Source organism: Litorilinea aerophila, from assembly GCF_006569185.2.
Taxonomy (GTDB): domain Bacteria; phylum Chloroflexota; class Anaerolineae; order Caldilineales; family Caldilineaceae; genus Litorilinea; species Litorilinea aerophila.
Genome location: NZ_VIGC02000003.1, coordinates 13,855 through 27,537, shown reverse-complemented (window position 1 = coordinate 27,537; position 13,683 = coordinate 13,855). Strand labels below are relative to the sequence as shown.

The 13,683-nt window shown below is 64.5% G+C and carries 12 protein-coding genes; 1 reads left to right on the top strand and 11 read right to left on the bottom strand.

What is annotated here, in order from left to right:
* Position 1: 1 nt before the first annotated feature.
* The 11 genes from FKZ61_RS02670 to FKZ61_RS02620 form a co-directional block, all read right to left on the bottom strand.
* Positions 2-832, bottom strand: coding sequence for an SDR family oxidoreductase (locus tag FKZ61_RS02670; RefSeq protein ID WP_141608532.1), 831 nt, complete (start codon positions 830-832; stop codon positions 2-4).
* Between the two features lie 107 nt (positions 833-939).
* On the bottom strand, positions 940-1,971 hold the full coding sequence (locus FKZ61_RS02665) for a zinc-binding alcohol dehydrogenase family protein (protein WP_141608531.1): 1,032 nt from the start codon (positions 1,969-1,971) through the stop codon (positions 940-942).
* A gap of 3 nt (positions 1,972-1,974) precedes the next feature.
* On the bottom strand, positions 1,975-2,823 hold the full coding sequence (locus FKZ61_RS02660) for a sialidase family protein (RefSeq protein WP_141608530.1): 849 nt from the start codon (positions 2,821-2,823) through the stop codon (positions 1,975-1,977).
* Positions 2,824-2,825: 2 nt separating this feature from the next.
* The gene (locus FKZ61_RS02655; protein WP_170199141.1) at positions 2,826-4,409 is read right to left on the bottom strand and encodes a TCP-1/cpn60 chaperonin family protein; all 1,584 of its coding nucleotides are present in this window, start codon (positions 4,407-4,409) and stop codon (positions 2,826-2,828) included.
* Between the two features lie 524 nt (positions 4,410-4,933).
* Positions 4,934-5,446: an OsmC family protein gene (locus FKZ61_RS02650; protein WP_141608528.1), complete on the bottom strand. Its 513-nt coding sequence runs from the start codon at positions 5,444-5,446 to the stop codon at positions 4,934-4,936.
* Positions 5,447-5,529: 83 nt separating this feature from the next.
* Positions 5,530-6,126 (bottom strand): hypothetical protein, encoded by a 597-nt coding sequence (locus FKZ61_RS02645; RefSeq protein WP_141608527.1) that lies wholly within the window; start codon positions 6,124-6,126, stop codon positions 5,530-5,532.
* A 193-nt stretch (positions 6,127-6,319) separates the two neighbouring features.
* A complete protein-coding gene (locus tag FKZ61_RS02640; protein ID WP_141608526.1) occupies positions 6,320-6,898 on the bottom strand; it encodes a hypothetical protein in 579 nt (192 codons plus the stop codon).
* Positions 6,899-7,232: 334 nt separating this feature from the next.
* Complete coding sequence (locus FKZ61_RS02635; protein ID WP_141608525.1) at positions 7,233-8,243, bottom strand: ABC transporter permease; 1,011 nt, start codon at positions 8,241-8,243, stop codon at positions 7,233-7,235.
* Positions 8,240-9,244 carry an ABC transporter permease gene (locus FKZ61_RS02630; protein WP_141608524.1) on the bottom strand — a complete coding sequence of 335 codons (1,005 nt, stop codon included), beginning with the start codon at positions 9,242-9,244 and terminating at the stop codon, positions 8,240-8,242. The genes FKZ61_RS02635 and FKZ61_RS02630 overlap by 4 nt, the downstream gene beginning before the upstream one ends.
* Positions 9,241-10,761, bottom strand: a complete 1,521-nt coding sequence (locus FKZ61_RS02625; RefSeq protein WP_141608523.1) for a sugar ABC transporter ATP-binding protein — start codon at positions 10,759-10,761, stop codon at positions 9,241-9,243. The genes FKZ61_RS02630 and FKZ61_RS02625 overlap by 4 nt, the downstream gene beginning before the upstream one ends.
* Positions 10,762-10,928: 167 nt before the next feature.
* On the bottom strand, positions 10,929-12,041 hold the full coding sequence (locus FKZ61_RS02620; RefSeq protein ID WP_141608522.1) for an ABC transporter substrate-binding protein: 1,113 nt from the start codon (positions 12,039-12,041) through the stop codon (positions 10,929-10,931).
* A 386-nt stretch (positions 12,042-12,427) separates the two neighbouring features.
* Between FKZ61_RS02620 and FKZ61_RS02615 the strand changes: the two genes are divergently transcribed.
* Complete coding sequence (locus FKZ61_RS02615) at positions 12,428-13,603, top strand: twin-arginine translocation signal domain-containing protein (RefSeq protein ID WP_141608521.1); 1,176 nt, start codon at positions 12,428-12,430, stop codon at positions 13,601-13,603.
* Positions 13,604-13,683 lie beyond the last annotated feature (80 nt).

Sequence of the window (13,683 nt, the reverse complement as noted above, 5' to 3'; positions counted from 1 at the left end):
GTTACACCCCCCCGAAGGCCGAGAAGCCGCCGTCCACCGGCACCACGATCCCGGTCACGAAGCGGGAGGCGTCGCTGCAAAGCCAGACCAGGGTGCCCACCAGCTCCTCGGGCTCGCCGAAGCGCCGCATGGGCGTGTGGTCGATGATGGTCTGCCCCCGGGGCGTCAGGCTGTTGTCCGGGTTGAGAAGAAGGGCCCGGTTCTGCTCGCCGATGAAGAAGCCCGGCGCGATGGCGTTGACCCGTAGACCCTCGCCGTATTTGGTGGCCAGCTCCACCGCCAACCAGCGGGTGAAGTTGTCGATGGCTGCCTTGGCCGCCGCGTAGCCGATGACCCGGGTCAGGGGTCGCTGGGCGGCCATGGACGAGATGTTGACGATGCTGCCCTGGCCCTTCTCCGCCATGACCTGACCAAAAATCTGGCTGGGCAGCAGGGTACCCAACAGGTTCAGGTCCACCACCCGTCGGAAGGCCTCGGGCGTCAGGTCGAAGAAGGTCAAATCGCCCACCACGGTGGCATCGGGAACGTTACCGCCCGCGGCGTTGACCAGGATGTCTACCGTCTCCCAGCGGGCCAGGAGATTATCCCGGGCCTGGGTCAACCGCTCCCGGTCCAGCACATCCGCGGGCAGGGGCATGGCCTCCCCGCCCTCCCGCCGGATGGCATCGGCGACTTCGGTGGCTTTGTCTTCCCGGCGGCCCAGGATGGCCACCCGGGCGCCGGCGGCGGCCAGTCCCCGGGCCATGGCGCCCCCCAGGACGCCGGTGCCGCCGGTCACCACGGCGGTCTTGCCGGCCAGGGAGAACTGGCTCAAAAAGGATGTGGTGCTCATGGTCTCCTCTAGTACAGTCTGGCGTAAATACCACGGCAGAAATCCCAGGTGCCCTCTGGGCGCACTAGCTCTGATGGATACGATCGGCGAATTTCTGCCGGGATTTACTAGAAATCTAGCATGGCTTTGACCACCCCCGCCTCCGGCGCCAGCCAGGTGGGGAAGACGGCCGGTAGCTCCTGCGGGGTGGTGTGGTGAGTAATCCAGGGGGCCACGTTGATGCGGCCCTCCTCCAACATGCGGATGGCGAACTGGAAATCCTCGCCGGTGGCGTTCCGGCTGCTGAGCAGGGTCATCTCCCGGCGATGGAATTCTGGATCGTGAAAGGTGATGTCCGCCTGGACCAGGCCCACAAAGACCAGCTTGCCGCCGTTGGCCACCAGCTGGAAGGCCTGCTGCATGGAGTGGACGTTGCCGGTGGCGTCGAAGACCACGGTGGGCAGCTCGCCATCCAGCCGTTCCCGCAGCGCATCCACGGGATCCACGCTGCCGTCGAGGCCGTGGGCCACCCCAAGCTGCTCCTGGCAGAAGGCCAGGCGGCCAGGGTTCAGCTCCAGCACGCTCACCTCGGCACCGGCGATCTGGGCAAACTGAATGGTAGAGAGGCCGATGGGGCCGGCGCCGATGACCAGCACCTGCTCCCCGGGCTCCACCTGGGCCCGCCGCACCGCATGGCCGCCAATGCAGAGCATCTCCACCAGCGCCAGATGCGACAGGGGCAATGTTTCCGACTTGTGGAGCTTGTGGACGGGCACCACCAGCAACTCTCGCATGCCGCCATCCACGTGGACGCCCAGCACCTGGAGGCGCTCGCAACAGTTGGTCTTGCCCCGGCGGCAGGCGCCACAGCGGCCGCAGTTCAGGTAGGGTTCCACCGCGCAGCGGTCGCCCACGGCCAGGTTGCCGGGCGAGGCCGTCTCGGTGGCAGGGCCCAGGGCGACCACCTCTACGCCCAGCTCATGGCCCAGGATGCGGGGATAGCTGAAGAAAGGCTGCCGGCCCCGGAAGGCGTGCAGGTCGGTGCCGCAGATGCCCACCCGATGCACCCGGACCAGGGCCTCCCCGGGGCCGGGCTGGGGCGGCGGTTCCGTTTCGGTCAGGCGGAAGTGGCCAGGTTCCTGGAGGATCAGGGTCTGCATGGATTAGATCTCCACAGCCAGCCCCACAGTGGTAATGCCCTCATCGTTGCCCGCCCAGACTCGTTCGCCGTCGGCCAGGAAGACCAGCGCGGCCTGGCTGCCGGGCATGGGCGTCCAGTGGAGGCCATCGGCAGAGTGCCAGAGCTGACTCTCGTCGCTGAGGAGCCAGCCCGTGGGCGTGGCCAGCAGGGCGTTGACCTGGGCGGGCGTGTCGGGCACGGGCTGGAAGGAGTGGCCCGCATCGGTGGAGCGGAAGAGGCCCTGCCCTTCGGTGCCGGCCAGCACCACCCCCGTCCGGTGAAAATCCGGGTCCACGGCCAGGGTCTGGTAGATGGCCTCCGGGCACTCGCTGCGCTTCCAGCCCCGGCCGCCGTTGGGCGAATGGTAGACGCCCTCTTCGGTGGCGGCGAAGACGTACTGCCAGCGGGGCCAGGCGTCGGCCGGGGCCGGCGGCGCCCAGGCCAGGGCCAGGACGGTGAAGCTGCGCAGGCCGAAGTTGCGCAGGTACCAGTGTTGGCCCCGGTTGGTGGTGCGCAGGATGCCTCCGCCGTCGGTGGCAGCCAGGAGGACGCCGCTCTGCTCCACCTGGGGATCGGGCGCCAGGGCCACCACGGGCGCCTCCACGTTGTCCATCCAGCCGGCCTGCCAGTTCTCCCCCATCTGCAGGCTGTAGGCCACGCCGTGGGGCAGGCCGCCCACCAGGATGCGGTCGTGGATGGCGCAGCAGCAGTAGAGGTGTTCCTGGGGCTGGGGGACCGCTTCCAGGCCGGCGTCGGTGACGCGGAACAGGCCTTCGGGCCCCGCGGCCCAGAGGGTATCTTGATTTTTGGAAAGGGACAGGATGATAGGCATGGTTATGGACTCAACGCTTCCTGAGGCTTGCGGTGGTAGACGATGGTATCGGTGGTGGTCGCCATCATGGCGCCGCTGGCTGCGGTCTGCAGCACGGTGATGAGCACGTCGGTCACATCCAGGATGCCGGCCTCGAAGGCGTCCACCACCTGGCTGTTGAAGACGTCATAGGTGGCGGTGGGGCCGGCCTGCCGCACCTGGTCGATGACCACGCCGGGGGCCGAGACGTGGGCATTTTCCAGGATCTGGCGCAGAGGTGCGACCAGGGCCCGCTGCACCAGTTGCACGCCAAAGGCCATGTCGTCCTCCGCCTGGAGCTCATCCAGGGCGGGAATGCAGTGGAGGTAGGCCGCGCCGCCTCCGGGGACCACACCGCTGAGCTGGGCTTTGGAGAGCACCTTCAGGGTGCGCTCGGCGTTTTCTGCCCGCACTTCCCGGTCCAGCTTGCTTTCGGCGCCGATCTTCAAGACGCCCATGCCACCGCTCAGGGCGGAGAGGCGCTTGACCAGGACCGGGCGATCCTCGTCGTCCAGGGGCATGGCAGCCAGCTGGCGCCGTAGCTCCGCCACCTTGGCCTGGGCCTGGGCAGAGGTCTGCCATTCAGGCACCACGTGGATGGCGTCGGCGTCCACTTCCACCCGCTGGACCTTGCCCAGGTCCTCAGGCTGGACCTGCTCCACGGGCTTGGTCCAGCCCCGGCCCAGGACGGTGGCGCCGGTGAGGAGGGCCAGGTCATCGTAGGCGGCCCGCCGGGCCTCGCCCACATCCTTGAACTTGGCGCCCACCAGGGCCAGCTTGTTGCGCCTCTTTTTCTCGTCCTTTTCCTGAGCCTGACAGTTGGCCGTCATCACGCCGATGACATCTTCGCTGAAGTGGCCGGCCACAATGGTGAGGGCCCGGCTGCCGGCTTTGACCGCGGCATTGAGGAGGGCTGCGATCTGGTCCACATTCTCCAGCTTGCCATCCACCAGGGCGATGAGCCCGCCGGGGATGATGGCCCGCTTGTGGATGGGATCGGTGTAGAGGTACATGCTGGCGATCTGGGCCCGGTAGTTGGCGCCGGGGTGGTAGAACTGCTGGAGGTAGGAGGCCACGTATTTTTCGATGGTGACGTGGGCATCCGGCCCCAGGAGGTAGCTCATCTCGCCCAGGACGGCGGCCAGGGCGGGCTCCCGGATGACGGTGAGGGCCACGGCGGCCAGCTCGTTTTCGTGGGTCACCGGGCGGGCCTGCTGCTTCAGGGCCTGGGTGGCTGCGTCCACCGCCAGGTTGACGCCCCGGGCCAGGCGCATGGGGTTGGCGCCCGCGGAGATGAGGCGAATGGCCTCGGTGTACATGGCCCGGGCCAGGATAGCGGCCGTGGCGCCGCCGTCCCCCGCCCGCTGGACCACCCGCCAGACCAGGCTGCGCATGAGCATGGCGCCCACATCGGCCCGGGGATCGCCCAGGTTCAGGATCCGGCGCACCGTGGTGGCCGAATCGTCCAGCAGCTCTGGGCGCCGCTGGTGGTCCCGCTGATTGGCCACTACGCCACCCACCGGCCCCAACGTCGGCGCCAACAGATCCGCCAGTGCATTGATGCCCATCAGGAGGTGCTGGGTCGACTCAGGTTGTCCTATGACTTTTGGTATCGGCATATGATCCCTTTTGATTGGCTGGTTTGGAGTGGCTCACAGTGCACAAGGGTAACCACCCCCGGCAGGAATCCACGCAGAATTCGACGAGGTTCTGTCCGGGGGCCATGTTGCCGCGTTCTGCCATGGTCATTACGCCGGACTGTCATTTTCCGGGCTGCAGCGAGGCCGTAGCTGTGCAACACCGGCCGCCATTCTGGATCGCATCTGGAGTGCGCCGATGGAACCGGTGAAATCCAACAAGGTACTGGGGGGCCGCGCCACATCCCGGGATTGCCACAGGTGGAATGGCAGGAGAGCCGCTGACGACATCCATTCTACCAGGATGTGGAATCTACGCAAAAACGGGGTGCAAAGCGCAACCAGGGGATGGGCTCTCCTCAAACATTGTATGCATCATGGCACCTCATTGGGTTGGTGGGTTGCGTGTTGGGATAGTCGATGGGACAAGGCGTGAGCAGCTGACGGCGCTGCCCTCAGGCGTCAACACGCTGTCGCGTGACGGTCACCGTGGGCGACGATAGGAGAGTCTGGTAGACAACGCAGTAGCGCTCGGTCAGGCGCAGCAACGTGGCCAACTGTTCATCGGATGCATCGGTGTCCAGCGTCATCTTGAGGCGGATATTCTGGAAGCCGACGGGAACCTCCTTGGACACGCCCAGGGTGCCGCGAAAGTCGAGATCGCCTTCGGCCTGCAGCAAGGCATCACGCAGCTCGATGCCGAGGGCCGTGGCCACTGCGTTGAGGGTGACGCCTGCGCAGGCAACCAGGGCCTCGAGCAGCATATCCCCCGAGCAGACATGGAGCCCACTCCCCCCGGTGGCCGGGTGCAAGCCGGCCGTCACAAGCGCTTTACCGGTCTCGATCTTACAACTCACGCCTTCGGCGAGTCGACCCTGGGCCCGCAACGTGACCAGCGCGGCATCCGGGGATTGGCGGTAGCGGTCCTTGAGCGGGGCCTGGATGGAACGTAATTCGTCCGCATTCATGGGAGTGGCTCCTTCGTGTAAAAAGGGGGCTCGACAAAAGGGTGTGCTGCCCGGCCCAATAACCGGAGGCCAGGATTTGGGTACTAACCTGCGATCTGTCTTTCCAGGCGGCCAACGTACCACGAGGCGAAGAGCAACAGGATCGGCAGCAGGCTCAGGGCAAGAGCTTGCACAGCGCGGTCATTGTACAGGGGATGTGACCGGATCGCAGCGAGCCAGCCCGGATCTAACCGCGATAAAGTTTCAACAGAATCCACAGAGTACCTGCCCGTGCCGTTAACGACCAATAGTCTACAGTCATCCCCTACCCGACATACTGCAATGCCAGAGAGGGGCAAATCCGCAGAGTCATATGTCAGCACGACCGACGTGTTTGGCTGCAGTGGAATATCTCGCTGTCGGAACGCTATGTTTTGGGAGATGACCATGGGGCGCCCATACGTGGTGGTGATGGCGGTAACATACAGCGTCTCCCCGGTTCTGTTCTGAACTTCCGCCCGGGCTTCGAAAAGGTTCACAAAAAAATCGAGGCCAGAGGGCAACAGCGAGGAGGGCAAAAGGTCCGCCATCAAAATCGCGCCGTAACAAAGCAGTGGCGACGTCACCAGCGCAGATAGCAGCAATATCATTCGCAGCAACCGGCGTTTCCCTGGTTGAGGTGGGCGAACTTCATTCGTCACGGCGTGCCAACCTTTCGGGGAAAAACCTGAGATTTGCCATAAACGGAGTGACATTCCCGTCGCTTCGGGCTCATACTCAACGGTTGACATTAACAGAAGACAGAACCGGATAGGGCAAATGCCAGGGGGAAGAAAAACTCTAGGAGGATAGATACGCTTCAGGCATACATTCTACGGACGGCATCTTCCTAACTCAGTGTGGAATCAGAAACGCTGTCTTAATGATTCTGATCTGACGTGGGTCAGCCTGGGGGGATGCACTTATTATCTCCAGGATTTCCATCACATAATCCCTGGTCAATCCGACATATTGATCATAGCTTAACCCTAACACCTTTTGTAGCTGTGTCTGATAAAAGTCCTCTTCCTCCTCCAGATGTCCATCTAAAATGAGCCGGCCCACCTCCATCTTGAGTAACTCGACGACTTCGCCACGCCGAAGTCGGTAGAAATCGCCCTCCCTAACTCGAAAAAGGAGTAAGAGGTCTTGAAGATCGTCCATTTCAACTTGGGATAGCTCATGGTCTCGAATGCAGGTCCTTATGTAATAGAGAACCATATCGAGCACCTGGCTTTGATGATTGTAATCGGTCTCGCGCCATAGCTTGATCCTATTTAATAGCTTGATCCTACTTATCAATTCTTGGGGGTTTTCAGGCGGGATGCCATTCGTTGCCAGTTCCACTAATATGTTCGCCAGCTCTTCAGATACCTGGTGTGTTGCAACGTATTGGGAGAGCACATCAGACATAGAATAGGAATCAGCATTCATCTTTGGCCTCTGGAATAGCGATGAGCTCCTTACGGGGTAGCAGATGCAGACGGTGATCCGTACCCCGGCGCAGCCTGCCGCAGGGCAGTGTCTGCTCCGGTGGGTTTTCGGGGCGAAGGCCCCTGGCAATCGGTGTGGATCGTTTACTGACCCTCACGCTCTGCCGGGATGTACGGAATCAGGCCTCGCTCATACGCAATCTCTTCGTTGAGGTGTTCCCGGCATACCGCATCGGTTCATGCCGTAATCTCCAGGTAGCGCGGCTCCACCTGTTTCGGAATCCTTTCGCTTTGCGACTTGGTGCCTGACATTTTCTCCTCCTTATCCCTCTCCCTCAGTTCTGCCGGGTCAGGCCCGCATAGCCCCAGGCCAGGGCCAGGACGATCAACCCGTAGACCATCTGCTGGATGGCCTGCCCCACGTTCAGAAAGGTCAGCATGGAGTTGAGCACGCTCAAGATCAGCGCGCCCAGAATGGTTCCCTCGTAGCGGCCCACGCCGCCGAAGATGGAGGTGCCGCCGATCACCGCCGCAGCCACCGAAGGCAGGAGAAACGCGTTGGCCAGCTGCAGATCCACCGCGCCGGTGCGCCCCGCCAGCAGGATCCCCGCGATGGAGCTCAGGACGCCCGCAGCCACGTACGCGCTGATGCGCACCTGCCACACCCGCACGCCCGCCAGCCGCACCGCCACTTCGTTGTCCCCCACCGCATACAGCAGCCGCCCCCAGCCCGTCCGCCGCAGCAGCCAGATGAGCACCACCGCCACCAGTAGCCAGACCACCACGCTGTAGGGGATGCGGTTGCCCAAAAAGGAGCCACCCCCCATCAGCTTGATGAACGGCGCCACCGTGGTGGAACCCTGCAGGATGGTCTGGGTCCACGCGGTGAAGAGCCCCAACAGGATCCCCGACATGGCCAGGGTCATGATGAGGGGATTCACCCGGAAAACGGCCACGCCAACCCCGTTGGCGCTGCCCGCGATCAGACCCACCGCGATCCCCAGAAGAATGGCCACAGCCGCGCCATTGGGCGACTGGTTGGCCGCCACGTAGGCAGAGCCAGTGGCAATCATGGTCACCGACAGGTCGATGCCGCCAGTGAGCATCAGCAAGGTCTGGGCGCCGGCCAGGATGCCCAGGGGCGCGGCCTGTAACAGGGTATTGCGCGCACCGCTCACGGAGAGATAGTTGGGCTGAATGCTGCCCGTCAACAAGATGAGGAAAACCAGAACGCCGGTCAGCACCCAGGTGGGATGTTCGGCAGCCAGTTCCCGCCATCGTCGGCCAGACCTGGCCCTTCCCCGCTCCGGCGTACTCGCCCGGGCCGATACGGTTGGTTCGTTCATGTTGCCCTTTCCCGCAGAATGGTTACCAGTCCACCCACCATCATCACGCCGGCAATCAACACCCCCTGGATCACCTGGGCGCTGTTGGGATCAATGCCCACCGCGCTCAGGATGGGGTTGAGCATGATGAGGATGGTCGCAGCCGCCACCACCCCCAATACATTGCCCACACCGCCGGTGAGGGCAATGCCCCCCAGGACGACCGCGGCCACGCTGTTCAAGGTGGCGTTGGCCCCCACGCTGAAACGGGGGTCGCCGGTCCCGGTGATGGCTACCGTGGCCAGGCCGGCCAGGGCAGCCAGGGCGCCGCCAATGGCATAGGAGGCGATCTTGGCCCGCCGCACGTCCAGGCCGGCCAGCCGGGCCGCGTTGGCATCGCTGCCGGCCGCATACAAGCTCAGCCCCAACCGCGTGCGCCGGGACAACAGGAAGACCCCCAGCACCGGAATCGCCATCATGAGCAAGGGCATGTAGAAGACACCGCCGATGCCCGAGGGCGAGCCGGTGAAGAGAAAGCGAAAGCCGGGGGCCGTCCCCCCGCCGGGCGAAGGCAGGATCCACAGGGCCAGGCCCGACCAGATGTAGCTGGTGGCCAGGGTCACCACAATGTCCGGCACCCGAGAGACGCTGATGATGTAGCCCGTGAAACCATTGAGAACGGCCAGCCCCACCACAATCGCCAGCCCGACAGCCAGGACCACGCCCATGGGCTGACCTTCCATGAAGCGAGCAGCCAGCACATTGCCCAACAACAACAGAGCCCCCAGGGACAGGTCGATGCCACCTGCGATGACGATGATGGCCTGGCCCACACCCAGGTAGACCAGGGGCAGGCTATTTTTGCTGATGGAAACCACCTGGAACTGGCCAAAGCGGGGGATAAGGGTGGAGTACCAAAAGAGCAGCACAGCCAGCAACAGCCAGACGCCCAATACCCAACTGTTGCGCAGCAGGGCCCGCCCCCAGGAAGGGCCACGGCCCGACAAGGTGACAACCGTCATGCCAACACCTCAACATCATGCCCATCAGGACGAGATTCGTGGAAGGATTCGTAGGAAAGGCCGTGGGCCGCCGTCAGCAACGAAGACTCGGTCGCCGTAGCCGCGTCCTGCTCGTCCACAATGCGGCCCGCGTGGAGGACGAGCACCCGGTCGCAAACCAGGGGGATCTCCGCCAGTTCGCTGGTGTAGAGGAGGATGGCAGCGCCGTTGGCAGCCAGCTCCCGCAGCAACGCATAGATCTCCCGCTTGGTCTGGATGTCGATCCCCCGGGTCGGGTCAAAGCAGAGCAGGGTGCGAAAACCGGCCACCAGCCAGCGCCCGATGACCACCTTCTGCTGGTTGCCGCCCGACAGCCGACGCACCTGAGAGGCGGCGCGGGTATCAATGGCCAGCCGGCGGATGGCCTCCGCCACACGCCGGGGCTCATCGGCTGGGATGCCCAGCCAGCGCGTCACCCGGTTGAACAGGGGCAGCGCCAGGTTATGGTGGACCGACTGGTTAGGGAGCAGCGCCAGTAGCCGGTCGCCAGGCACCAGGACCACACCATCCCGCACCGCATCCGCAGGAGACGCAAAGCGGCGAGGCCGGCCATTCACCCAGATCTCCCCGGCCGAGGGACGCCGGTCGCCGGCCAGCACTTCGAAGAGCCGATCCTGCCCCTGCCCTTCCAGGGCCACCAGGCCCAAAATTTCCCCCGCGTGCAGCGAGAAGGAGACATCCTGCACCGCGTCGCCGGCGCTGAGCCCCCGCACCTCAAAGGCGACCTGGCTGCGGTCGGCCCGGCTGGCAGGCCCCGCCGCGGCCGCAGTGGACTCCGCCGGCGCGCCCAGCATGGCCTCCACCAGCCGATGCTCGTTCACCTGCCGGGTTTCCAGCAGCGCCACGTTGCGGCCATCCCGCAGAATGGTGGCCCGATCGCACACCTGCATCACCTCGGCCAGCCGGTGGGTGATGAGCACAGCCGAACGCCCCTGCGCCCGCCAGTCGGCCAGCAGGGCGAAGATCCGCTCCGCCTGTTCAGCCGTCAGGGCCGCGGTGATCTCGTCCAGCAGCAACACGTGGGGCTCCCGGGCCAGGGCCCGGGCCAAATCCGCCATGCGCAGGATGTCCAGGGGCAGCTCCCGCACCAGGGCATCCAGATCCAATGCGCCCAGGTCGAACCGGTCCAGCCAGCGCCGGAAGGTCTCCTCGCCCACGTCGCTGAGGCGGAGGTTCTCCCGGACGGTGAGGTCGGGGATGAGGGATGGATCTTGAAAGACGGTGGCGACCCCCGCGGCCATGGCCTCGCGCGGGGTGCGGAAATGGACGGGCCGGCCCCGGATGTAGACCGTCCCGGCATCTGCCGGTTGGACGCCGGCCAGGATCTTGACCAGGGTGCTCTTGCCTGCGCCGTTGGCGCCCAACAGGGCGTGGATCTCGCCGGGGCGGACAGCGAAGTCCACGGACGTCAACGCCACCACCGGGCCGTAGGATTTGGCGATGCCGGATGTGGCCAGCAGGAGATTTGGATCGCTCATGGGAATCGTCTCGTTCCTTGAGTCGTGGTTGGACAGGCGACGGACGACGAAGCACGGAAGACGGAGAACAGAAGACGGAGGACCGATAAGGACGGCTCGACGACTACATCGATGCCGTCCCTGGTCCTCCGCCCTACGGATCACCCGTTACCCATTCCCATCATGCCCTACTCGCCCGGCCCCTTGCAGGCGGAGACATCCGCGCTGCCGTTGTAGTGGGTGTAGGGAGGAATATCCACGTAAGTGCTCCAGCCCGGCTGCTCATCCGGCGCGTAGAGGGCTTCCAGCTCTTCGGGGTTGTCGGTGGAGAAGACCTTGGGGGTGAGGATGGTCTCTCGGGGGGGGTTCTTGCCCATCAACGCGTCGATGGCGATGGAGGTCCCCACCGCGCCGATGGCGGGCGGGTTGGTCACCGCGGCGCCCACCAGGCCCTGGTCAGCCAGCTCCAGCAGCTGCTTGATAAAGCCGTTGTTGTCCGCGCCGACGATGGGCACGAAGGGCACGTTGGCCGCCTGGAACTGCTCCACCACCGGGTAGTCGATGCCAGAGGTCCAGATGCCGTCGATCTCCATGGTGGTGATCAAGTCCAGGGCCTGCTGCGCGCCGGTGGAGGGGTCCCAGCCGGTGAAAGTTTCGGCCACCACCTCGATGTCCGGATACTTGGCCAGGGCTTCCAGGAAACCGTTATGCCGGTCCGTATCGGCGGGCACGCCGTCGATGCCCCGCATCTCCACCACCTTGCCGGAGCCACCCAGCTTCTCGAAGAGCCACTCGGCGCCCAGCCGGGCGTAGGCCACCTGGTCATTGGTGGCGATGTACGCGCCCTCGGCCGTCACGGCCTGATCCACGGCCACCACCACGATGCCCTGGGCAATGGCGGACTCAATCACCGCGTTCAGGCCCTCCCGGTCCGTGGGATTGAGGATGATGGCATCCACGCCCTGGGAGATGAGCCCTTCCAGGTCTGCGATCTGTTCCGTGGGGCCGCCGTTGCGATTCACGACCACGACCCGGTCCACCACACCGCTGGCCCGGGCCTCGGCCTTGATGGCGCAGATCATCTGTTCGCGCCAGCCGTTCCCCACCAGGGTGTTGCTAACGCCGATGACGAAGCCCCCTTCCCGGGCCGGGGCTTCCGCAGTGGATTCACCGGCGGCCTGGGTGTCGGACGCCTGGGTATTGCCCGTGGGCGCCGCCGGGACTGTGGCGCAGGCGGCCAGCAGGACAGCCAGGACGGTGAACAGAGTCAGGAAAAGGGAAATTCTGGACGAGCGTTGCATAAGACGTTCCTCCCGTTAGGTGGTTGAGAAAAAACGGTGCAGGTAACGTAGGTTCCCCTACGAACCGGGCAGCCAGAATCGGATAAGGTAGGCAGAAGGGGCGCAGTGCCCACCAGCCTTTGGCCGGGACCCGGTGGACACTGCGGGGTGCACCGGAGGACGCTGGAACGCGTCGTCCGAGGCGTGTGTATTGTACACGAGGCAGCGGGCATCCGGCAAGCGGCCCTCAAACGGTGCACCTCCTCCTGATCGATCCACCCCACGGCTGGCTCATCCCCTCCTGTGCCCGGCCTGGCCTGCTTCCCCAGCAGCCATCCAGGTTCGCACACGGGTAGGCGATGGGCAAAACGGTTTTCCAGCTTGCGTTCACAAAACAAGGAGGAAGTATGCCGACCCACTCCACTCATCCACCCCTCTCTCGACGGACTTTCCTGCGTTGGAGCCTGACCGGCACCGGCGGGCTGCTGCTGGTGGCCTGTGCCCCCCCAACGGTGGCCCCAGCCACCTCTGAGGAACACCCGACCCAAGAAGCCACCGCGGAAGCCCACGGCGAGGCGACCGCGGAGGCAACCCACGAGGCCACGGCCACGGCGGACGCCGGCCACGATGACGTCCAGGTCTTGGTGCGAGATGTGGTGGAATATCACCTGGAGCCCCAAGGCTGGGAGGGACCCTACGGCTCCGTGACTTTCCGGCTACACGAAGGTCGCTACCAGGGCGAACCGGTCTACTACATCCGCACCGATGCTTCAGACCCAAATTTCGCGCAAGAAGTGGGGCTGGTCTATGTGCCTCTGCTCAACGCGGCCCAGGGGATCGAACAGCTCAACAAGTACTACCGGCTGGGGGGCGATCGTCTGCCGGTCCTCTCCATGATTCCTGGGGATGAACAGTACAGTTCTCTGTTTCAGGTCTTCGACGTGACCGTGGAGGATGAGAGTCTCGTCCTGGAATCGGAGGAGGCGCTCCTGGGCGCGGTAGAGGCCGGCCAGGCGCGCCTGGAACCACGCCTACTATTCGTCAACTATCCCCTGATCCGGTGGCCTGGAGGCGGCCTTACCGTCGATCCGGAGCTCAAGGAGGTGCTACCCGGCGGCCAGCTGATCGACGAGCCGGACCTGGAGCACATGACCGTGACCATGAAGCTGCATCAATGTTTCCCGGGCAGCCGCTACATCTTAACCGACACGTCATCTGCGCCCATGGCCCCTATGATGAATGTGCCGGCCTCGGTGCCCATGCAGCAGCTGAAGGAAAAAGGGGGCACCGACGAAATCTGGGTCTTTGGCAACGGCATCCAGGGACCAGGGGTGATGGGCTTCCAGCCGGCCATCTTCGACAACAAGGCCGGCCAGCCCGCCTGGAGCCCCTTCTGGGATCACTACACGGTGTTGTGGAAGGACGAGAGCAAGGCCCGGGTTCTGCGCTCGTCTGCAGAAGTGCGGGAATTGATCGCTGCGGGAGATCTGGAGGAGTTCAACGGCGTGCCGGACACCCACCCGGAGGGCTTTGTGGTGAACTGCCCGGCACCTATCCTGGCCCCCAATACCTTTGAAGGATGACCGGGGTCTTGCCGAAGAGGCCCAGGGGCCATCAAAAAACGACTGCCGGACCACGGTCCGGCAGTCATTTTTATCTGTCA